Below are 18,586 nucleotides of genomic sequence, written 5' to 3' on the forward strand. Positions count from 1 at the left end.
TTGGCGTGAGCACGATGGCCTTCAACCTCAACGGTTTCAACTTCAACCAGTCGATCCTCGACGGCCAAGGCCGTGTGGTGAACACCTGGGCAGACGTTCTGAACCGCGCTGGTCTGGGTATGGAAGTGATGCACGAGCGCAACGCTCACAACTTCCCGCTTGACCTTGCAGCAGCTACTGCCACACCCGTGGCACTAACCGCACCTGCAATAGGTTGATAGTCAACAGCCCAGCTACGGCTGGGTAATACGGAATCCCAAAAGCTCCCTTGAATAAGGGGGCTTTTTTGTTGGCTGGGTGCACTACCTCGATCTATCACCCGCCACGATGGGACAAGCTCTTACTCTCGCCGTGCTTTTCAATCCCTTCTGCCTGTTCACTACAGCCCAGGTATTGGCTCTTAAAGGCACCGTGCTGTTGCTGCTCACCCTGCTGATAAAGGCCAGAATTCAAATCGTGGCTGGTTCGGCGCTCGAGATCTTCCTGCTGCTGCTCCAGACCCTGGTGTTTCTGGCCATCGGCGGTGGGCTACTCCTGGCGGGCGGTGGCGCTGCGTTTGTCGCCATACAGCGACGTCGGTCCGCACAAGCCTGATCGCCAGCCATGGCGGTTTAAGTCGCCCCGGCGCTGGAGCCTGTGATGAACCAGGTGCTCGCCGCTGAGGATGGCGTGGCCTGCACAGCCACCGCGGCCCTGGCCCAACTGAACGCGCCGGTAGGGTGACGCCACCGCGGTTGTGTTAATGGGCTGGAGCCAACTCACGGCAATCAACACCGCCAAGGCGCTCACGATTGTGCTGCTGCTGGTGCTGGCGGCAGTGATCGGGGTGCAGGACATGCGCCAGGTGCTCTACCTCAGCCTGCACATCAGCTACTGCCTCTGGTGGTTGCTGGAGCAGTGGCTTTTCCCCGAGCGGGCCCGCCAACTGTTCAACGAGCGCGTAGGGGTGGTGAGCTTTGGCTTCGCCCTGCTGTTCATCGGCGTGCTCTACAGCCTGCCGGGGCTGCTGGCCTTTCTCAATCCCGTGCCTATATCCCAGGTCGCCGTGGCCCTGGCACTGGTTCTATTCAGCTTCGGCAGCCTGATCAACGCCAGCGCCGATGCGCAGAAAACCACCGCCAAGGCGATGGGGGCTGGCCTGGTGAGCGATGGCATCTGGCGGCGCGTGCGCCATGTGAACTACCTGGGCGATCTGCTGCGCTACCTGAGCTTCGCGGTGGTGGCCGGCAACATCTGGGCCTACCTGGTGCCGGCTCTGGTGCTGCTGATCTACCTGCAGCGCATCGGCGAGAAGGAGAAGCAGATGGCAGCGAAATACCCGGAATTCAGCGCCTGGCAGCAGTGCAGCGCCAGGCTGCTGCCAGGCATCTGGTGAGCTCAGGAACCAGCAGACCCTGGCTCTCAGCCGACCTGCCCTGCGTGCCCGTAATGCCCTTGTGCTGTGGGCGCAGCAGAGCTTCAGGATTCGTTCAACAGGCTCAGCGCTTCCATCACCTGAATGCGGATGCCGCCCAGCCGGGTCCAGACCCGTACCGCATCCTTTCTGCTCTGATAGGGGCGCCAGTCGTCCTCAGCGATGCGGCGCTGGAAATGGGCTGCCACACGCAGGGCAACGGCGACATCGCTTCGCCTTGCCAATCGCAGCGTTGTCCCCCCGATCACCACATCAGCAGGCATGGCGTTGGAGAGTAATCAGGAACTGGCCTGGCTCATTCTCTGCCATTCCCAGCCCCTCTCGGGCCAGGATCGGGAAACAGCCTCTGGTCCGTTCACCAGAATCTGCATCGCCACCGCAGTGATCAATAGACCCATCCGGCGCTGCAGCACCCTTTCGTAGGTCTGACCAAGTCAGCCCCGCAGCCGCGGTTTGAGCTGCATAAATGGACAGAGCCCCATGGCGATGGGGCAGATCACCAGCAGTCGGCGGGTTCAGGAGGCGGGAGCTTGTGCAAACGCCGGTGAAATTGTGCCGATAAACCGCCAAGGCACTTCCAGGCAGTTGATCACCGCTACACGACTGACACGCCGCAGTAGGGAAGCGCGTACGGCGTCGACTTGGCCCACGACGTTGAGCCACCCACCGCCAAGGTGGACAGGCTTATGGCGATGGAGGGGTGATGCCCAGAGCTTGGGCGCCAAAGTGCCGCGTCATGTCGGTCTGCAGATGCCAAGCCGTCAGCAACGTTTTGGCGATGCGCCTGAGCTCGTCCACGTCGTTGCAGGCATCGATGGCTCTTGCCTGGGTCTCAACAACGAACTGGCGACTGAGGTCACAATCCAGCATGGCCTTGATGCAATGTTTCGAAATGTTAAGCAGTGGTAACGCCAGGCGCGGCCGGTTTCCCGCATGATTCCAATTCCTGTGTCGCAGGCTTCAACCACGCGACCGGGCTACCAGAGGGCTGCAGCCGCCTGGGCTGGCGCGTCTATTGGCAACGTGGACGCCGGCAGATCAGAAAACAGATCCTGCGACTTGAGGATGGCAGACAAATTGAGTTGATTCTCCAAAAGGCAGGCATGCCCACTATTCGGAAGCTGAACGATTGTGGTGTCTGGAAGAAAGCGTGCCAATCGCTTCGCTTCGCGTTGAGAAGGCAGGAGTCGATCCGCTTCTGAGGCCAGGATTAAAACAGGCTGACGCACGCGATCCAGGGGCAGATCCTCCAGGCGGAACTGTTTAAGCAATGCCAATCTCCAGGCAGCGCTTTGAGGCCTCACAGCCTGCATGGCGGCCAGCAGCTGATGCCGCCTGTGCCTGCTGACCCGATGGGATGCAATCAGCAGATTGCACAGACTGAAGGTGGAGAGCTGGTAGATCGGCGTGGGCAGCAGCTGAGTCAAAGAGCTGCAGGCACCGATCCAGGGATGACGCTGAGCTGAGGAGGCGGGATTGATCAGAATCAGTTGGTCACACAGCTTCGGAAAGCGTGTGATCAATCTCAACGCCAAACAACCACCAAACGATTCACCACAAATTGTGGTCTTTCGCCCAGGATGCCGTTGCTGCTCCATCTGGATCAGTGCGGCGACATGCTCGGTCAATTCTTCCCATCCTCTGAGGTCGTCTGGAGGAATAGACAAGCAACGAATGTCAAAGCCAGTGCTGAGTCCAGCAACCTGTGGTTGCAGCAACGCACCACTGCCATCCATGCCCGGCAAAAAGACAAACAGCGGTCGTGATGCCGTTACGGGTGTACAAGCAAGGAGCCGCAAAGACTTCGGGGTGGCGATCATGATCAAGGAGTACTAATAAGCATCAGCGGGCCAACAATTCAGCGATCTGGCTCCAACAGGCTTGGGTGAGCTCTCGCGCTGTAGTAGCTCCGCCGCTACCTCGATACCGAGATTTCCAACTCTCGTCGATCAGCAGAGGATGGCCAAAGAGAACATCAACATGCCGATAGAGGATTGCAGAATGCCAGCCATCGCGTTGAAACAGTGCTTCTGATGGATCAAAGCGCCGAAACAAGGCAAGCGGGGCAAGCTTTCCCCGTTTTTCCTCCCTTGAAGCAATGGCAATCGGCAGGATCGCTAGGCCATCTACCGGCACCTTCAGGGCTAAATGGGCAAAACCCCTGTAGAACGGGCTGAGCTGCTGAGGGGCGTTGGTCTTCACCATCGGATCCGCACCCTCAGGAAACACGCCCACCACCTGATTGGCTTGCAGAAACCTGGCCGACTGCCGGAAGAACGATGCCTGCCTTCTCTGATCTGCCTCGAGCGGAAAGGCGCCCATCAAGGCAATTGCCTGCTGCAGTAGCGGCACTTGACTCATGTAATAGTGACAGGCGAATCGCACAGGGCGGCCGATCGCCGTCATCAGCAGTGGAGCATCAAGCAGGCTGCGATGGTTGCTGACAATTAGAAGTTTGTTTTTGGTAGGTATTCTCTCAAGATTGTGCAACGAAACTGATATTCCAGCGGCATCCAGCAGGCTGCGAGACAGTTGCAAAGGGATGGGATGTTTCATGCTTGCTGCTTGCCACTCACGAAAATGTTGTCCAAGTATTTATACTGCCTCTCCCTTTTCAAGAGGATTTCATATATCTATGCTGCAAATACTCTGTAGCTAAAAGGGGCCGTTGCAAGCTTAAATTCTGGCGGTTAGGCGCACAATTGAGCCTTTTGGCTTTCAGCGCTGATGGACGGGCGATCCTGTCGGAAAAACTGGAAACGCCCCTCCTATCGACTTGTCGTCAGGCGGCCAGGGCCAGGGAGGATCGGTTCCTTGGTTCGAGCGGGTCGGTCCACTCGTTCAGCGCCTGGAGCGGCAGATGTGGCTGCGGTGCTACCCGGCAGCCCACCTGGATCTCCCCTTGATCGAGCAGGCGGCCCAGCCGCTGCATAGCTGCCTGCTCAGTCCTGGCAAAGTGATCTTGCTGGCTCAGCAGCCAGTCGATCTCAGCCTGGGTGATTACCCCGGAGCTCAGGCTCTCGAGGAACAGTTCGCCAGTGGTCATCGTTTTGTAACGAACTAGTTACATGCTGGTGGGCGGGCGGAGCATCCGTGAGGCCTGGGGCTCCGAGCCGCCGCCCGGAAGTTCCGCCATGACAAGGCTGGGCTGGATGTCCGTGGCGCTTCACGTTCCTTAATGAAGCTTGCCATGATTTTTGAAAACGACCTCCCACCCCGTGTCCACGTACACCCTGCTCGAACTGTTCGGCGGCTTCATGGCCGCCTGTGTCGCCCTTTGGTTCATCTCGATGAACAGGTTCGTCGCAATTGACTTTCCCGCCTCTAGGTCTGCGCCTCTAGCTGGGCTCGCAGCAGTGGCGCCTGCCGTCCGCGCCTACCTGCAGCGCCCAGGTTTGCTGGCTTCCGTCGGTCTGCTGCTGCTGCGCCTGAGCATCGGCGGGCTGATGATTCACCACGGCCAGGAGAAGCTCGCCGATCCTCAGCAGTTCGCCAACACCTATGTGGCCTCGCTGCACCTGCCCTTCCCGCTGTTCTTCGCGTACGCCGCCGGCTTCTCGGAGCTGATTGGCAGCTGGCTGGTGATCCTCGGCCTGCTTACGCCCGTGGGTGCCCTGGCCCTCAGCGGCACGATGACGGTGGCGGCCTATCAGCACATCTCCACAGCCGGCTTCAACATCTATGTGCTGGAGCTGGTGGTCCTCTATCTAGGCGGCAGCCTCGCCCTGCTGTTCAACGGCCCCGGTCGCTTCTCCTTCGATGCCGGCATCGTGCCGGCTGTGCTCGACGACCTCAGCGCGACCAATGACCTTGAGCCTGCTTTCTCCTCACTGGACGCTGGCGAGCTGCGCGCCATCCCGGTGACCGTCAACTCCAACGCCCGCGGATGAGCGGGCGTGTTGCTTTGGCCTTCTTCCTCTGGACTCACCTCCCTCGATCAACAGGGACCGAATCGGTAGGGGGAAATTGATGCAAGCATCCTTGGCTTTTGCTGCCTCCCTGCCACGTTTGTTGGATTGGCACCCCAGCTACTGCCCTGACTCACGGCTATAGCCATGAACCCACCGCTGATCTTTGTGGTAGCCCCGGCACTACAGCTGCCTGACGCCACCACTTCTCATGAGGTTCTGCAGCAAGCGCAGGCCGCAGGGCCCTCCACTGGTTTCGCTCTGCGGATCTTCAACCGGGGCTCTGAGCATCCCGATCTGGGGCTGCTTCCCCTCGATGGTCGTCTTACCGGGGAGCAACGCCGCAGCAGTGATGGCACTCAGTTGCTCTGCGCAGCACTGGTGGTTCGGATCGAACCCCGGCACCACTGGCTCGGTGTCTACCAGGGCGATACGGAGGACCCAACCTGCCTGCGGTGCGTCGATCGCGTGGCGCTAAGCGAGCTGAGCAATACCACCTGCTGGTTTTACCCCACCCATGACGGGACCTTCCTGAGCTGGGAGCGTGGCCTGCACCTCACCTTGAAGCCGGGCTCGATCGTCGATTGTCCTGAGGAGCTGAGTTCTGCGCCTTACGACCGCAACCTGATCTCCGTGCTCTGGAGCCTGCTGGGCGACGACGCCAGCCTCACCTGTGTGGGGCTCACCTACGGAGGCCAACGCCTTGTATTGCCAACGGAAGCGCTCAGCTCCGACCCGATGGCGACCTGGGGACGGTTCAGGGTCGACAACCAGGCCGAGCACAGCCTTGTGGTGGAGGACTGTCTAACGGTCTTCCCAGCCCCGCCATTAGCGGCCTGATGCTTCCGGGCCGCCCAGTGACCAACAGATCGATCAGCGCAGGCTGCTGTATGCCTATCACTTGTCTGAAATGGAGCACCGACGGCGAACTTTCAGCTTTTGATCTCCACTTAGTCCTAGGCCGATTGGCGCTGGTCGATCGGCATGTCGCCGCGATATGAGGGAACAATCTGGACCTCGAACCCTGTCCTTCGATCAGCTGAACGCCATTGTCAGGTGCGGATCAGCCCAAGCCCCATCGTCAGCAGAGGCAGGCTGGCCCACGCTGCAGTGATGGCTTTCGTGAGCCGGGCCTCCGCTGCCGTGAAGGATTGCACCGAGACCAGGCCGGAATGACTGCGGGCCTTAAGGATTGCTTTAGGTTTGGGCCGTGCTGGAGCTGCCGGTGGTTCAATCCTTTTCGCTTCTCGCTGCCACCGGTCTGGCAGGGCTGGCCTTGGTGAGCCTCTGCATCGCCTTCCTCTTCTGAGCAGCCTGTTGTTCTGAACCGCTGCGTGTCTGTGGCGGCGCGGTGCCGGCTGTGATCCGACATCCTTGGCGCTATTCCAGCTGACGTTGGTGCCCCTCGATCCCGCCACCCTCCAGCCCCTGCCGAGCACGCCAGCGCTGAGCGGAGTGCTCGAGACCCTTGCCTTCTTTCGCGATCCTGATTTCGCCCGCTCCCGCTTCGAGCGCTACGGCGATGTGTACGAAACCAGCCTGCTGGGGCAACGGACCGTATTCATTCGCGGCGGTCAGGCGATCGGCGACCTGTTCGCCCAGGGCGATGCGGTTCAGGGCTGGTGGCCCGACAGTGTGCGAGAGCTGCTGGGGCCCCTGTCGTTGGCGAACCGCAACGGCGCCGACCACAAAGCCCGCCGCCGGGTGGTGGGCCAGCTGTTCGCCTCTGCTGCCCTCAATCGCTATAGCCCGACGATCGTGGCGCTGGTCAACGAGCTCAGCCAGGAGCTGCTCGCTTCAGACGCGCCGGTGGCCCTGGTGCCAAAGCTGCGGCGTTTTGCCTTCAGCGTTATTGCGAGCACGGTGCTGGGGCTTGACCCCATCGATCGCGAAGCCCTGTTCGTGGATTTTGAAACCTGGTGCCAGGGTCTCTTCTCACTTCCCCTGGCGTTGCCCGGCAGCCCCTACGCTTGTGCCCGCCAAGCCCGCCAACGTCTGCTCAAGCGCCTAGGCGCTGTGCTCAAGAGGGCGCAGTCCGCCATGGCATCTGGAGCACCCATCGCCGCCGGCGGCCTTGATCTGCTGGCCGGTGGCTTGGATGAAGCCGGTCTCCCCCTGGGCGACGACGACGTGGCGGAGCAGCTTCTGCTGCTGCTGTTTGCCGGCTACGAAACCACCGCCTCCGCCCTGAGCTGCTTGTTTCTGACACTGCTGCAACACCCAGCCGAGCTGGACTGGCTAAGGGAGGAACTCGACGTCTTGCCGTGGCCGCCGGAGGATGGGGAGGCTGGGAGGGCCACCGACGCCCTCCGGGCTCCGCGGCTCGATGCGGTCGTGAAGGAGGTGATGCGGCTGACCCCGCCAGTAGGTGGTTTCTTCCGCCGCACCCTGGAGCCCATTGCCCTAGCGGGTGTACTGGTGCCAGCCGATCGGGTGGTGCAGGTGAGCATCGCCGCCAGCCAGCGCCATGGGGCCGATACGGAGGATCTGGCAATCTTCCTGCCGCAGCGACATTTGGACGGTGACACCACGGTCACCTTGCTGCCTTATGGAGGTGGTGAGCGGGTGTGCCTGGGCAAGGCGCTTGCGGAGCTGGAGATCAGGCTGCTGGCGGTGGGGCTGCTCAAACAGCTGACCTTGGCGCTGGAGGCGGATCAGGACCTGACGCTCAGGGTCATCCCTAGCACCTCTCCGGCGGATGGCCTGCTAGTTCGCGCTCGTTCCACAGCCAGCTAAGCCTCCAGCCTCATCAGCACGGGGGACTCGGATGGGAACCGTGCTGCTTCTCAAGCCCCTCTGCCGATTTTCCGCAGCCACATCGGCGGGGACTGCAGACCAGGCGCTGCTGCGGGTCTCCGCTGTTCAGGTCAAAACTTGAGGAATCGGGCTCATGGGATTGAGGCAAAGTGGCCAGCGGTTAACAATTCTTTGCATTAGGTTTACGGAAAGAGCTTTCCACCCCTTGAACGACCTCCTGGCTGCTGTCTACCTGATCTTCTTTGCGCTCATCGCCGGTGGAGCTTTTGCCTTGATGAGTCAGAACCTACGCGGCTCCGCTTCTCTTGCATCCCAAAGAAGTGGCGGCAAGCCAAGGCGCCATCCTGAGGCTCCCGAGCCCGGTGACGAGGTCCTTTACGTCGACTTCAGCCGGGAGCGGCTGGAGGAGCTCTATCAACAGGCGTCGTAAGCCATCAGCTCACCACACGACTTCTGCAGCCCAGCCGGCACTACTGCGGCAGGGCTAGAGGAAATCAACTCGCAGCACCTCGCTGTGCAGCTGGTAATGGTGAATCACATCCACTGGCTCACGGCCAATGTTTCGAAGTGAGCTATCCGTGCCGTTGTAGCAATTGCAGCTGCTGAATGTTCAGGACTTGGTCCTGGCAAGTCAAGAAGACCTGCTCGATTGCTCTACTTGAAGTACCAAGCTCAGCAGCCATCGACTCTTCTCCGATGGACTGCTGGAAGTGATGCAGCACGTGCTCATATGACAAGGGTCGGCACATAGCCCGAAAAGTTGGACCTGCATTGCCTTGTCAGGAGAGCCAGCCACGCCCAGCGGCCAGGCGAGAGCCTTCCTCCGCCGCCTCAATGCAGCGCTGAGCCCGGCGCTACTGCTTCGCAGAAGCCTGTGGCTAGGCATCGTCCTGCCCCTGGGCTCGCAGCACACAGCCCTCCATCGCCTCCGGCGACTCGATCAGAGCCAGCAGGCCAGAGGTTCTCGCGCTCAGGGAGCCATCAGCCAGCAGCCGACTCACGCTGGCGTCCTCCCACAGCAGGGCGCCAGCGGATCCAGGAGCAAACAGCTCCTGCCGCAGCACCTCCAACAACTGCTGCTTCAGGGCATCAAGCTGCCCTGGCCTTAGCCGGCGGCTGTTGGGCAGCCCTTCCGCTCTCCCCGTAGGGATCACGGCTGGACGATCCGGCGCATGCTCCACGCTCCAGCTCAGGCCAGTGCCCGGAACTCCCACCGTGTTGCGCGCACAACCACTGCGGGTGACGGGGATGTTGAACGAAGCACCCCGCCCACCAACGGAGATGGAGCTCAACCCGCCCTTGGTGAAATTGAAGCGCAGCGGGCCTAGGCGGGTGGAGCGGCGAAAGCGGAAACCCATGGCTCAGCGGCTCTTGGCGTAGTAGTTGCCTGATGAATACCAGCCCAGCGGGCATCCCTTGCCGCTCTTCTGGATCGCCTCGTACTCAGTGGATACCACCGCAGCTGCCCAGGGCTTGAGTGAATGCACCGTTGGCGGATCGCCCGTCAGCATGGGGATACTCTCGTTCACCCTTTGCTCCTGATCCCCTGCTTGCCGTTCAGCACGGCCAAGGTGCTGAGCATCAAGGCCACCATGCTGCTGTTGCTCACTCCTGCTGGTGAGCCTTGCCGAGAAGGCTGATGAAACAGAGGTGCAATCTGCGGTGGGGACATGAGAAGAGCACGCCAGAAAGTGTGCTGGCTCCTACGTCATCGAGTCGTCAACATGCTCAAGCCCGTGGAGGAGGAGCAGTGTAAAATCAATATCTGCTTTAATTCAAAACCTATTCCAGAGACTATGAACCCGAGTCGCCTTTATCTCATTTTTTCCGCAGCTGGGCTGCTGCCAATTGCGCTTAGCTACGGAATTGACCCAAATCGGATCCTCCCAAAACTCTTGAAAATCCAACCCATGGGCGGGGATTTAGTTCACATCCTTAGGGCCGTAATGGGTCTCTACCTTGCAATCCTTGTCCTTTGGCTGTTGGGCGCGATCCGTGGTGGATCGCTGATGCGTACAGCCATAATTAGCGAGATAGTATTTATGTCTGGATTGGCAGCCGGCAGACTTATTGACATGCTGCTAAACGGCTGGCCAAGTCCAATCCTCATTGGGTATACCGTTGCAGAGTTGATATTGGCCTCATTGGGAATTCTTTGTCTGTTCAGTTATGACAGAAATTCTGAAGCCACCGATGGCTTGACATAGGCAGCTCAGTCGAGACGCGCAAGCCAGACCCGACCGGCAGCTCGTGTCACTGCAAGGGGAGCATGGGATTCACAGTGACCTCTTTACAAGAAAGGGTGGTGGATTTGGAGCGAAGGGAGGTGGGCCTGGCCACCGCCCCGCCCAGTCAGTAAATGTCCTTCGCCGGGCGGCCCGGCACAGGGACTGGGTGCGACCCGCCCCCTCGCCTAGAGTCTCCAAAATTTTCCACTGCTCCATGCCCTCCGCACAGCTTGCATCCGCGATCCTGAAGGCCTCAACCCTTCTGGCAGCGAGCCTCACGGTGGGAGTGGGCGTTGCGGGCCTGGCCGCCAACGCCGCCCCCACCTGCACCTTCCTTCAGCCGGTGGGAGGCAATGGCACCTCGCCGATCGTGTCGAAGTCTGTGGGGCGGGGCAAATTGATTGGCAATACAAACTGGAACACCGATTTCTTCGTCACCCAGCCCTACACCAGCTACAAGTTTTTCTTCACCGCCAACTCCTCTGACGCCAACGCCCAGTACCCGGTGGAGGGCTACATGAAGTTCAGCGATGGCTCCAACCTGCAGATGTTCAACACCCTGATTAACCCTCCAATGGGCACCGGCAAGATGTTTGGTCCTTTCGCGGCGGTGCCGGGCAAGCAGGCCTCCCAGATGAATTTCAAGGTGGGGGCCAGCAGTGATCCCAATGCCCTTGGCTTTAGCTACCGGATCTCCGTGCAGGGCTGCCGCTGATCCGGTTGTTACAAAGGGCCATCAGCGCCGCTTGCTCGAAATCGATCTGCAGTAGGTCTCACACCTGCTGCACTAGGCGGGAGAGGGCAGGGTCGTTGTTGAGTTTGCGGTCGATCTGCGCAAAGACATACTTTATTGTGGAGTGATACTTGCCTCCGCAGGCCCTGCCAATGCGGGGAAGGTTGAGGTTGGTGCACATGCGAATCATGAACATGTTCACTTGGCGGGGCTGGCTCACTGCTCGGTGGGGGCTAGATCGCTTGCATCTAGCGAATAGCTATCGCTTGCCGGCTCGTGCATCAGCCTCCCCTCCGTCCTGGGAGTTGTCGGCGTAGGAGTGCGGCTCAAGCTGATCGGTAGTACTGAGCGCATCCCTCGGTGGGGTGTTGCCTAGCGCACCTCTCGGTGCGACCTGATCGGTATTGGTGCTGGTGGCCATGACCCGTCTCGGCTGTCAGTGGAATCGTCAGCCCATCGCGGCGCTGTCAATACCTCTTGCCGAGGCCAATAGGTCGTTGGCTCAAGAGAGTTGGCGACTACGTGCCTCCAAGGAGCGAATGGTGTCCAAAACACCGGGCAAGGCCTCCTGGCAGATCAGCAGCACCTGCTCAGCATCCATATCGAAGTACTCGTGGGCAAATGACATCGCGGAATCCCATGGCGTCCTTCCAATTGATCTCAGGGAAGCTGGCCGCCAGCCAAGAACTGCATGCAGATCACATCGAGTAGGTCCTGGTCTTCCTCCTGCTCCAGCAGAGCTGGATCGTTCATGAGGGGCTTTGCCTTGCGCGTGATCCGCTCTAGGGCCTGCCGAAGTGGCGTCAGCAGTAAATGCAGATCACCACTCACGCGCTGATGCCCTCTTTGAGGATCGCCGCTCGCAGCGGCGGGTTCATGCGCTCTCGCAAGCGCACCAGGTCAATAGGGCGCTGCAGCAGCTGCTCCAGCTCTTCTTTGAGGTGCACGGTCGCGAAGGGTGTCAGCGGGTCGAGTTCCACCCAGACATCTACATCACTAGTAGAGGTTGCCTGGTTGCGAACCGTGGAGCCAAACAGGCCGATGCGTTGCAGCTGGTACCGCTGCCGCCACTGGTTCTGGCGCCCGCGCAGAAGCGAAAGGAGCTCCTGAAGGTCGAGTGCTGGTAGAGCGATCGAGCTGGTCATGGAACCAGTGGCATCCAGCCAGTATCGACTAGTTCGGCCGCGCAGTCAGCTCTGCTGACCTGTGACGCCAAGTGCTTGCATAAAGGATGACCGCAGGAGGAACAGGCGGTTTCGGGCCTGGTTAGGAGCCTTTGATGCCAGATCAGGTTCAGAGACCAACCAGGGAAGTTCGGAGGTGCTGGGAAGTCGCTGCATACGCTCAACCCCTCAGCAGGGCCGCGCTGCCAACCATCCCGGCGGCATCAACAGGGTCAGCTGGTCGCCGTAACGGCGCCGCTGGTTAAGCAGGGCGGTGTCGTAAGCGATCACGTCGGCTTTCTGCAGCGGGGCATCGCCGCCGGCGGCAACCGAACCAGCGATAGGCGCGGAGGAGGACTGCTTCTCGATTGCCTGCTCCTGCTCAGGGCTGGGCGCCAGCAGTTGCTGATCGATAAGTGCCACCGCATCAAGCAGGGCACGGTCGCTGGAAGGGCTAGCGCCTGACGGATGGCTTCTTGATCCTGCGGTTGCCAGCTCACGCGGAGCCTGAATTCAGCAACGGGACTACTACGCAGCATCCAGGGCCATTGCCGACCATGCAAAAATCTGTATTACAGTTGGCCTATTCGTCGTACTGGGCTTGTCCCTGCGGGCCATGCCGCTCACCGTCAGGCTCGATTCCGACACCGAGCACTGTCTTAATGACCTGCTGGAGGAAACCGGCCAGGACAAAAGCTCTCTGATCCGCCAGCTAATCCGTGAGCGCTGGCAGCAGCGGCAACCACGCCCCTCCATCACCCAGCAACTGGGCGGCCATCCCGAGGCCTTCCTCGACACCCTGCCAGCCGGCAGCGCGGAGCGGCAGCAACGGCACCGGCTTCTTGGCCAGCACCTACAAAAGCGCCGAGAGGAGCGGAGCTGATGCAACGGATCTTGATCGATTCCGGCATCCTGCTGAGCTACTACCAGCAGCAGGAACCGCTCCATCAAGCGGTTGTCGCCTTCTTTGACCAGAACACTGCCCAGCTCATCACCTCACCTATTTGCATCGCTGAGGTGCTCTGGCTGCTTGGTAATCCAGGTAACCCCGCAGTGCTGGCTGCTCAAAACCACCTGCTTATTGCTGTGAGTCGTGGTGGAATTGAGGCCATCAACCTGCTTCCAGAGGACTATGCCCGGGTCGCCGAGCTCAACGGGCGCTACGCAGACCTGCCAGGTGATTTCGCCGATCTCACCTTGGTGTGCCTCTCCGAGCGGCTTGATATCGCTGAGATCCTCACGCTTGACAGCGACTTTGATGTCTACCGGCGCTTCCGCAAGCAACCCTTCTGCCGGATTCCTCTTGGCTGAGCAAAGGCCTTTTGTATCGCCTGGCTCTGCAGCAAGCCATAGGCATGGGAGGCCGCCATCGTCACCTCAACAGGTAGGGATAGTCACACCTTTTTCATCTCCGTTGCAGTGAGAATGAAGCAATCAATGGCACTAGCAAGCCAAGCCCGGATGTTGCACGCATGCGAGAAGCCCTGATCCACACCATCGGCCCAGCCCTCAAAAAGTCGACTTGGATGAATTGATGATTCCTTTCCGTGCCCTACTGCTACAGAGACTGATTTGCTCGGCCTGGTCCATCGGCGCGATTGCGCTGGTGACCGCCTCAATGCTGGAGTTGGGTTTGGTCGTTGCTGGCCCTGAAAGGTTGCTCTGATTGCAGCGCCTGAGCTCAGCACCTCAAAGTGAGTGACGGCGAGTGACAGGAAGCCGTTTAAAGTAATTAGTCAGATCAACGTAGTTAGTCAGATCAGAAACAATGGCCCTCAAGCTTGGCCAGAAGAAAAGCCCTAAGAGATCAGCACACACTCATTTGGGTTAGACAGGATCACCGCTTCACCGCCATAGCCAATGCTGGCAGCAGTAAGACTGACAGCAGGCTGCCGCCCACCAGAGCTGCTCCCACTTGCGGCGACATCAGCCCGGCCTGTACCTCGAGATAGGCGACAACAATCGGCAAATTGAGTGACTGTGACACCAGCAGCGAAAAGCGCAGTCGTTCGACCAGATCAGGCAGCGCCTGGCGATAAAGCAGCCACTGGGGCAGACCACGTATCAAGAGAATCCCCGCTAAGCAGATCACCGGTCCCCAGGGATGGGCTGCTACAGAGGCGAGGTCCAGCCGAGCACCGGCAACGACGAAGAACAGCGGTACGAATAAACCGTAGGCCGACGCCTCCAGTTGCTTAATCGCAGGAGAGATGTCGGGTTCGGCGATGAAGCGCCTCATCACCAAGCCTGCCAGCACTGTTCCCATCAGGATGTCAACTCCCAACGCCTCCGACAAGGCAATTAGTCCGACCACCAGCAGATACAGCAGCTGGATTGGCGTGGCGGATGCTGAGCCCGCTACGGACTCAAACCAATACCAACATCTTGACTGCCCCATCCGCGCCGGCACCAATGCCAGCAACCACGCCACCACCACCACCAGAGCAACACTGAGCACAGTTGTGATGGGATCGGCAGATCCCAGCAACAGGGCCACGGCCAACACCGGGCCCAGTTGTCCCCAAGTGCCTGCACTAAGCAACAACCGCCCCAGCGGTGAATCCCACTCTCCCGACTCCCGCAGGATCACCAGCAATGTCGATAGGGCGGTCGAACTGAGTGCCACCACCAATGCAACCGGACGTAACCCATCGCCAAGGGGCAGCACCGAGACCAGAAGCACCCCCACAATGAGAGTGGCAAGCCATCCCAAGGCCCCCAGCCGGCCTGGGGTGCCGCTAAGGGTTTTCTGATCAATATTCAGCCCTATTAAGGCGAAGATCAAACCAAGACCTATCTTCGCGAAAAGATCAATCGCTGGATCCTGCTGCACCAAGGCCAGGCCAGAAGGCCCTACAGCAATCCCCCCCAACATCAATAGCGCGACTGTTGGAAGGCGGCCTCCAAACAGTCGAGCTACGAAGGGAGATACAGCAACAATGGCAACGATTGTCAGCAGTCCCTGTAGACCAACACTCATGGGCTGCGGAAAAATTCAACCATCATCCTGCTCCAGCTCAGCTGGATCGTTGAGGAGGGGCCTTGCCTTACGTTTGAGGGCAGGCGGGCTGGTGCCGATGTGGTAAACCAGTGATCGGCTGGGGTGGTATTTATCCGGCTGTTACTGCGTCAAGAGCCGGTGATAACAATGAGCCAAGCCCCTCGTCTTGAAAAGCTTGGCCGCTTTCTGTTGCGGGGCCTGCGCATCGGCGCCAGCACCGTGTCGATCGTGGAGTTGCTGCGTAGCGACTGGAATGCTGGCATCAGCGCTGGCGTTGCCTGGCTGGTGTTTCTGCAGGTGGAGCGGCGGCTGCCGCCCCTCAGCCCGGAGACCGAGGACTGATTCGTGCCCCGAGGTTCATCGCTCCGGGCTTTGTTGTGCTCAGACCAGCTTGGTGAGCACGTGCTGCATCACCTCCAATAGTCCATCGGCGAGGGGGCGATGGCTGCCGAGCTTGGCGCTCCAGATCGATCCAGACAGCAGTTCCTCTGGGCTGATCAGACCCAAGTCCTGGCCCTCCAGAAGCTGCAGCTGCTCCAGCGGCACCGATAGCTCGGCCTGAAACACATGGGCCGTTCGGCGGTGGATGTGATGCACCATCACCAGCTCCACCGTCGGGGGCTGCCAGCTGATCTCCTCCAGCAGCTCCCGCCGCAGGGCCTGCTCTGGCGTTTCGCCGGGGTCGAGGTGTCCGCCAAAGAGCCCCCAGCAGCCGGGCGCAACGATGTCGGGGATCTCGTCGCGCAGCTGCATCAGCCAGCGACCATCCCGATGCAGCATCGCCAGGGCGACTTCAACGGCCATGGATCGGCCTCATGCAGAGGCCGACCGGCGCTGCTGCTTGGCGACGAGCGCGGCCCCGCCGGCTGCCAGCACCAAGCCACCGCTGATGGCGAAGAAAACCAAGGTCTGCAGCAGCAAAAGGAAGATTCCAATGGCCGACCCGGTCACGATCTGCACCCTCGCCTTGATCAGCAGGGTGAGCAGCAGCAGCACAGTGGCCTTCAGGGCCAGAACCTTGGCCGTGCTGAATGGCAAAAAGGGATTCAAAAACACATGTTGATCTCGGGTGTACCCATGCTGGCGGACTGATCCCGCAGCGGTGGCTTCATTTGCGGCATTTCAACGGGGTGCTTTCTCCCAATGGAAGGAGTTGCTTTAGGCCATGCCCGTGAGCCAACGTCCCCCCAGTGCAAGGGCGATGGCAAGGGTTGATCCCAGCCCCAGCAAGCGGGGACTTGTGAGCAGCAGCCGCCGCAGGATCACCAAACTCCAAATCAGACCCACCGCAATCACCGCGCTCTGGCAGAAGGCCACCACATGCTGATCGGCACTCCAGCTTGGCCAGAGGGCAGCCGCGGCTCCTTGCCAGGGGAAGGCACTCACCGGCAGCAGCTGGCCGGCCTCGACCATTCCCAAGGGCAAATAGCGAGACAACAACAGGGCCCACACCAGCGGCAAGAGCCCATAGAGCAAGGGTTTCTGCCACCAGCCGGCCACCAAAACAGGCAGCAGCAGCGCAATCAAAGCCACCCCAAACCTGGGCAGCAGGGGACCTGCTTGTAGGGATTCAGGGGCCCATGGCAGCCAACCCAGCCAGCCCTGCCAGTGATGCAAAGCCACACCGCCCAGCAGCACCAAGAGCAAGAGCCGTTCGCCAAAGGGGACGGCCATGCCCTTTTGCAGGTCGGCCGCGGGCGGGCGCAGGCGCAATTTCACAGAGCGGTGCGGACAGGCTTGAACGCAGGTGAGGCAAAGCACGCAATTGCGATTGTCTTCCAGGTGGGCTGGATGGGTCCCCAGGGGGCAGCCTCCCGTGGCCAGGCCTTCCCCTTCCGCTGGTCCGCCTTTGAAGCAGGCATAACTGCTGCAACTGCCGCTGCAGGTGCCCGCCTCGGCCCGCAGCTCCAGCACCGATAACTTGGCCATCAGGCCATTCATGCCCCCCACTGGGCACAAATAGCGACACCAGAAGCGCTTCTCAAACAACAGCGAGCACACCACCGCCCCGCCCGTAATCACGAGCAGCAGACAGCTGCTCAACCAGGCCGTGTCTTCAAGATTGGCCAGCTCCTCCCACAGCAAGACGGCGCCAAAGCCAGCGGCCAACACCGGTGCGGCCCAGCGGTCGGTGTCGCCCCGGGGCCAACGGCGCGGCTGCCAGCCCAGTAAACGGGCGAGCTTCTGGCTGATTTCGCCCCACACCATGAACGGGCAAAAGGAGCACCACAGCCGCCCCACCAGCGGGAAGGTGACAAGAATCACTGGCCACCACCAGGCCCAAAACAGATTCAAGGCACCGTTGTGGGCCCGATCCTGGGGCCCAAGCCACAGGGCCCCATTCACCAGCACAAACAGCCAGCTCACCAAGCCAAACAACAGACCATTCCAGAGCAAAGGGGCTCGCATCCACTCCCTCAGCCGAGGCTTCCAGCCCCAGATGTCGAAGCGCAGGCTGGTGGGCCGGCTTAGTAGCCAAAACACATCTTCCGGCAAGAGATCGGGCAGCTCACCATGAACGGCTGACGCCTTGGCCTGAAGCAGTGCCCGGTTGATCACCACATCCAGTTCCCGCAGGTTGTTGGGGAAGTCGTGGCTTTGGAGACGCTTCACTACGTTGGCGGGCACCTGGGGTGGCTTGGGCCAGCCCAATTGGCGGGCACGGCGCCGCAGGGAGTAACGGATCCAATCCCCCAAGTCTTGGCGGCGCACCCGTAGGGGAGGCACCCGGATTTGGTCGCAGAGACCTTCCAGTTCCGGCACACTGGATTCGGCGGTGAACAGCAACCGGCCTTGAAATGGTTCGCTGCAGCCAGGCCATTGGCCCGTTCGCGCCAGCTCGATCAGTAGGGCTCGCAGCTCGGGAGGGGCGGCATCGAAGCGATCCAGCAGCACGCACCCCTGACCGAGGCACTCCAGCAACGGCGGCCCTTGGCTTGGGGAACCGTGAAACAAATCGCCGCCATCGGCGCGCAGCAGGCTGGTGTCAACGCGAATCAATACATGGCGCCGGTCGCCCGAGCCGAAATGAACGAGCGCAGCCAGGTTGTCCTTCTCCAGCCCAGGCTCGCCACTGATCAGCACAGGCCGCCGCGCAGGATCTTGAGCCGCCTGGGCCAAGGCCGCCCGGAGCTTGACGGCGTAGCGACTTCCCCCAACCACCCCACGCCGGGTTGATCCCACCAGGTAGGGAGCCAGGCGTCGCAGGGCCGGTGCGTCTAGCTCCTGGGTTGGGGAGGTCATGGAGAAGGTGGGCTTGGCGGCGGGGGCCAGGGATGTCCGGTTGCTCTTGGGGCTTCCAGTTCCGCTTCAGCATTACCACCAGCGGCTGCTGATCGCTGAATGACCTGGGGATAAAACACAACTAGCTGTCGCCTTTGGT

General features: G+C 60.6%; 25 protein-coding genes and 2 pseudogenes. 12 read left to right on the forward strand and 15 right to left on the reverse strand.

Going from position 1 to position 18,586, the window contains the following annotated elements:
* The 3 genes and pseudogenes from KBY85_RS08950 to KBY85_RS08960 all read left to right on the forward strand — a co-directional run.
* Nucleotides 1-218: pseudogene (locus tag KBY85_RS08950) on the forward strand (photosystem II q(b) protein); the annotation flags it as partial.
* 109 nt (nt 219-327) lie between these two features.
* On the forward strand, nt 328-594 hold the full coding sequence (locus tag KBY85_RS08955; protein ID WP_254961154.1) for a hypothetical protein: 267 nt from the start codon (nt 328-330) through the stop codon (nt 592-594).
* Nucleotides 595-742: 148 nt separating this feature from the next.
* Complete coding sequence (locus KBY85_RS08960) at nt 743-1,375, forward strand: isoprenylcysteine carboxylmethyltransferase family protein (RefSeq protein ID WP_254961155.1); 633 nt, start codon at nt 743-745, stop codon at nt 1,373-1,375.
* Between the two features lie 83 nt (nt 1,376-1,458).
* On the opposite strand, the gene KBY85_RS08965 is transcribed toward KBY85_RS08960, so the two are convergent.
* From KBY85_RS08965 to KBY85_RS08985, 5 genes are all read right to left on the reverse strand, one after another.
* On the reverse strand, nt 1,459-1,677 hold the full coding sequence (locus KBY85_RS08965) for a hypothetical protein (protein WP_254931587.1): 219 nt from the start codon (nt 1,675-1,677) through the stop codon (nt 1,459-1,461).
* A 421-nt stretch (nt 1,678-2,098) separates the two neighbouring features.
* Complete coding sequence (locus KBY85_RS08970) at nt 2,099-2,284, reverse strand: hypothetical protein (protein ID WP_254961156.1); 186 nt, start codon at nt 2,282-2,284, stop codon at nt 2,099-2,101.
* Nucleotides 2,285-2,391: 107 nt separating this feature from the next.
* Nucleotides 2,392-3,234: an alpha/beta fold hydrolase gene (locus tag KBY85_RS08975; protein WP_254961208.1), complete on the reverse strand. Its 843-nt coding sequence runs from the start codon at nt 3,232-3,234 to the stop codon at nt 2,392-2,394.
* A 22-nt stretch (nt 3,235-3,256) separates the two neighbouring features.
* Nucleotides 3,257-3,970 (reverse strand): 1-acyl-sn-glycerol-3-phosphate acyltransferase, encoded by a 714-nt coding sequence (locus tag KBY85_RS08980; RefSeq protein WP_254961157.1) that lies wholly within the window; start codon nt 3,968-3,970, stop codon nt 3,257-3,259.
* Between the two features lie 226 nt (nt 3,971-4,196).
* Nucleotides 4,197-4,460, reverse strand: a complete 264-nt coding sequence (locus KBY85_RS08985; protein ID WP_254961159.1) for a hypothetical protein — start codon at nt 4,458-4,460, stop codon at nt 4,197-4,199.
* 172 nt (nt 4,461-4,632) lie between these two features.
* Between KBY85_RS08985 and KBY85_RS08990 the strand changes: the two genes are divergently transcribed.
* The 4 genes from KBY85_RS08990 to KBY85_RS09005 all read left to right on the forward strand — a co-directional run bounded on the left by KBY85_RS08990 (nt 4,633) and on the right by KBY85_RS09005 (nt 8,509).
* Nucleotides 4,633-5,304 (forward strand): DoxX family protein, encoded by a 672-nt coding sequence (locus KBY85_RS08990; protein ID WP_254931583.1) that lies wholly within the window; start codon nt 4,633-4,635, stop codon nt 5,302-5,304.
* Nucleotides 5,305-5,469: 165 nt separating this feature from the next.
* Nucleotides 5,470-6,162, forward strand: a complete 693-nt coding sequence (locus KBY85_RS08995) for a hypothetical protein (RefSeq protein ID WP_254931582.1) — start codon at nt 5,470-5,472, stop codon at nt 6,160-6,162.
* A 606-nt stretch (nt 6,163-6,768) separates the two neighbouring features.
* Entirely contained in the window at nt 6,769-8,058 is a 1,290-nt protein-coding gene (locus tag KBY85_RS09000; protein WP_396121842.1) for a cytochrome P450, read from the forward strand.
* A gap of 226 nt (nt 8,059-8,284) precedes the next feature.
* The gene (locus KBY85_RS09005; protein WP_254931581.1) at nt 8,285-8,509 is read left to right on the forward strand and encodes a hypothetical protein; all 225 of its coding nucleotides are present in this window, start codon (nt 8,285-8,287) and stop codon (nt 8,507-8,509) included.
* Between the two features lie 448 nt (nt 8,510-8,957).
* On the opposite strand, the gene KBY85_RS09010 is transcribed toward KBY85_RS09005, so the two are convergent.
* A complete protein-coding gene (locus KBY85_RS09010; protein ID WP_254961160.1) occupies nt 8,958-9,437 on the reverse strand; it encodes a DUF4236 domain-containing protein in 480 nt (159 codons plus the stop codon).
* 3 nt (nt 9,438-9,440) lie between these two features.
* The gene (locus KBY85_RS09015; protein ID WP_254961161.1) at nt 9,441-9,590 is read right to left on the reverse strand and encodes a hypothetical protein; all 150 of its coding nucleotides are present in this window, start codon (nt 9,588-9,590) and stop codon (nt 9,441-9,443) included.
* Between the two features lie 213 nt (nt 9,591-9,803).
* Here KBY85_RS09015 and KBY85_RS09020 point away from each other — a divergent pair, with 213 nt between their 5' ends.
* A complete protein-coding gene (locus KBY85_RS09020) occupies nt 9,804-10,286 on the forward strand; it encodes a DUF4345 domain-containing protein (protein ID WP_254961162.1) in 483 nt (160 codons plus the stop codon).
* Between the two features lie 235 nt (nt 10,287-10,521).
* Nucleotides 10,522-11,022 carry a hypothetical protein gene (locus KBY85_RS09025; RefSeq protein ID WP_254961163.1) on the forward strand — a complete coding sequence of 167 codons (501 nt, stop codon included), beginning with the start codon at nt 10,522-10,524 and terminating at the stop codon, nt 11,020-11,022.
* Nucleotides 11,023-11,080: 58 nt separating this feature from the next.
* Here KBY85_RS09025 and KBY85_RS09030 read toward each other — a convergent pair.
* From KBY85_RS09030 to KBY85_RS09045, 4 genes and pseudogenes are all read right to left on the reverse strand, one after another.
* Nucleotides 11,081-11,266, reverse strand: a pseudogene (locus KBY85_RS09030) (helix-turn-helix domain-containing protein); the annotation flags it as partial.
* Nucleotides 11,267-11,542: 276 nt separating this feature from the next.
* Nucleotides 11,543-11,668: a hypothetical protein gene (locus KBY85_RS09035; RefSeq protein ID WP_254961164.1), complete on the reverse strand. Its 126-nt coding sequence runs from the start codon at nt 11,666-11,668 to the stop codon at nt 11,543-11,545.
* A 199-nt stretch (nt 11,669-11,867) separates the two neighbouring features.
* Nucleotides 11,868-12,185 carry a nucleotidyltransferase family protein gene (locus tag KBY85_RS09040; RefSeq protein ID WP_254961166.1) on the reverse strand — a complete coding sequence of 106 codons (318 nt, stop codon included), beginning with the start codon at nt 12,183-12,185 and terminating at the stop codon, nt 11,868-11,870.
* Between the two features lie 207 nt (nt 12,186-12,392).
* Nucleotides 12,393-12,626, reverse strand: a complete 234-nt coding sequence (locus KBY85_RS09045) for a hypothetical protein (protein WP_254961168.1) — start codon at nt 12,624-12,626, stop codon at nt 12,393-12,395.
* 193 nt (nt 12,627-12,819) lie between these two features.
* On the opposite strand from KBY85_RS09045, the gene KBY85_RS09050 reads away from it, so the two are divergent.
* On the forward strand, nt 12,820-13,086 hold the full coding sequence (locus tag KBY85_RS09050) for a hypothetical protein (RefSeq protein WP_254961169.1): 267 nt from the start codon (nt 12,820-12,822) through the stop codon (nt 13,084-13,086).
* Nucleotides 13,086-13,514, forward strand: a complete 429-nt coding sequence (locus KBY85_RS09055; RefSeq protein ID WP_254961172.1) for a type II toxin-antitoxin system VapC family toxin — start codon at nt 13,086-13,088, stop codon at nt 13,512-13,514. The genes KBY85_RS09050 and KBY85_RS09055 overlap by 1 nt, the downstream gene beginning before the upstream one ends.
* A gap of 526 nt (nt 13,515-14,040) precedes the next feature.
* Here KBY85_RS09055 and KBY85_RS09060 read toward each other — a convergent pair.
* On the reverse strand, nt 14,041-15,183 hold the full coding sequence (locus KBY85_RS09060; protein WP_254961173.1) for a cation:proton antiporter: 1,143 nt from the start codon (nt 15,181-15,183) through the stop codon (nt 14,041-14,043).
* A gap of 168 nt (nt 15,184-15,351) precedes the next feature.
* On the opposite strand from KBY85_RS09060, the gene KBY85_RS09065 reads away from it, so the two are divergent.
* The gene (locus tag KBY85_RS09065) at nt 15,352-15,546 is read left to right on the forward strand and encodes a hypothetical protein (protein WP_254961174.1); all 195 of its coding nucleotides are present in this window, start codon (nt 15,352-15,354) and stop codon (nt 15,544-15,546) included.
* 39 nt (nt 15,547-15,585) lie between these two features.
* On the opposite strand, the gene KBY85_RS09070 is transcribed toward KBY85_RS09065, so the two are convergent.
* From KBY85_RS09070 to KBY85_RS09080, 3 genes are all read right to left on the reverse strand, one after another.
* On the reverse strand, nt 15,586-16,008 hold the full coding sequence (locus KBY85_RS09070; RefSeq protein WP_254961176.1) for an NUDIX hydrolase: 423 nt from the start codon (nt 16,006-16,008) through the stop codon (nt 15,586-15,588).
* 9 nt (nt 16,009-16,017) lie between these two features.
* Entirely contained in the window at nt 16,018-16,260 is a 243-nt protein-coding gene (locus KBY85_RS09075) for a hypothetical protein (protein ID WP_254961177.1), read from the reverse strand.
* Nucleotides 16,261-16,362: 102 nt separating this feature from the next.
* Nucleotides 16,363-18,447, reverse strand: a complete 2,085-nt coding sequence (locus KBY85_RS09080) for a 4Fe-4S binding protein (protein ID WP_254961178.1) — start codon at nt 18,445-18,447, stop codon at nt 16,363-16,365.
* Between the last annotated feature and the right edge of the window lie 139 nt (nt 18,448-18,586).

The organism is Cyanobium sp. BA5m-10 (assembly GCF_024346255.1).
In the GTDB taxonomy this organism is placed as follows: domain Bacteria; phylum Cyanobacteriota; class Cyanobacteriia; order PCC-6307; family Cyanobiaceae; genus Cyanobium_A; species Cyanobium_A usitatum.

Excerpts from the sequence above, each read along its gene's own strand:
- KBY85_RS08955 (WP_254961154.1), top strand. The coding sequence starts at position 328 with ATGGGACAAGCTCTTACTCTCGCCGTGCTTTTCAATCCCTTCTGCCTG.
- KBY85_RS08960 (WP_254961155.1), top strand. The coding sequence starts at position 743 with ATGGGCTGGAGCCAACTCACGGCAATCAACACCGCCAAGGCGCTCACG.
- KBY85_RS08965 (WP_254931587.1), bottom strand. The coding sequence starts at position 1,677 with ATGCCTGCTGATGTGGTGATCGGGGGGACAACGCTGCGATTGGCAAGG.
- KBY85_RS08970 (WP_254961156.1), bottom strand. The coding sequence starts at position 2,284 with ATGCTGGATTGTGACCTCAGTCGCCAGTTCGTTGTTGAGACCCAGGCA.
- KBY85_RS08975 (WP_254961208.1), bottom strand. The coding sequence starts at position 3,234 with ATGATCGCCACCCCGAAGTCTTTGCGGCTCCTTGCTTGTACACCCGTA.
- KBY85_RS08980 (WP_254961157.1), bottom strand. The coding sequence starts at position 3,970 with ATGAAACATCCCATCCCTTTGCAACTGTCTCGCAGCCTGCTGGATGCC.
- KBY85_RS08985 (WP_254961159.1), bottom strand. The coding sequence starts at position 4,460 with ATGACCACTGGCGAACTGTTCCTCGAGAGCCTGAGCTCCGGGGTAATC.
- KBY85_RS08995 (WP_254931582.1), top strand. The coding sequence starts at position 5,470 with ATGAACCCACCGCTGATCTTTGTGGTAGCCCCGGCACTACAGCTGCCT.
- KBY85_RS09010 (WP_254961160.1), bottom strand. The coding sequence starts at position 9,437 with ATGGGTTTCCGCTTTCGCCGCTCCACCCGCCTAGGCCCGCTGCGCTTC.
- KBY85_RS09015 (WP_254961161.1), bottom strand. The coding sequence starts at position 9,590 with ATGCTGACGGGCGATCCGCCAACGGTGCATTCACTCAAGCCCTGGGCA.
- KBY85_RS09020 (WP_254961162.1), top strand. The coding sequence starts at position 9,804 with ATGCTCAAGCCCGTGGAGGAGGAGCAGTGTAAAATCAATATCTGCTTT.
- KBY85_RS09025 (WP_254961163.1), top strand. The coding sequence starts at position 10,522 with ATGCCCTCCGCACAGCTTGCATCCGCGATCCTGAAGGCCTCAACCCTT.
- KBY85_RS09035 (WP_254961164.1), bottom strand. The coding sequence starts at position 11,668 with ATGTCATTTGCCCACGAGTACTTCGATATGGATGCTGAGCAGGTGCTG.
- KBY85_RS09040 (WP_254961166.1), bottom strand. The coding sequence starts at position 12,185 with ATGACCAGCTCGATCGCTCTACCAGCACTCGACCTTCAGGAGCTCCTT.
- KBY85_RS09050 (WP_254961169.1), top strand. The coding sequence starts at position 12,820 with ATGCCGCTCACCGTCAGGCTCGATTCCGACACCGAGCACTGTCTTAAT.
- KBY85_RS09055 (WP_254961172.1), top strand. The coding sequence starts at position 13,086 with ATGCAACGGATCTTGATCGATTCCGGCATCCTGCTGAGCTACTACCAG.
- KBY85_RS09060 (WP_254961173.1), bottom strand. The coding sequence starts at position 15,183 with ATGAGTGTTGGTCTACAGGGACTGCTGACAATCGTTGCCATTGTTGCT.
- KBY85_RS09065 (WP_254961174.1), top strand. The coding sequence starts at position 15,352 with ATGAGCCAAGCCCCTCGTCTTGAAAAGCTTGGCCGCTTTCTGTTGCGG.
- KBY85_RS09070 (WP_254961176.1), bottom strand. The coding sequence starts at position 16,008 with ATGGCCGTTGAAGTCGCCCTGGCGATGCTGCATCGGGATGGTCGCTGG.
- KBY85_RS09080 (WP_254961178.1), bottom strand. The coding sequence starts at position 18,447 with ATGACCTCCCCAACCCAGGAGCTAGACGCACCGGCCCTGCGACGCCTG.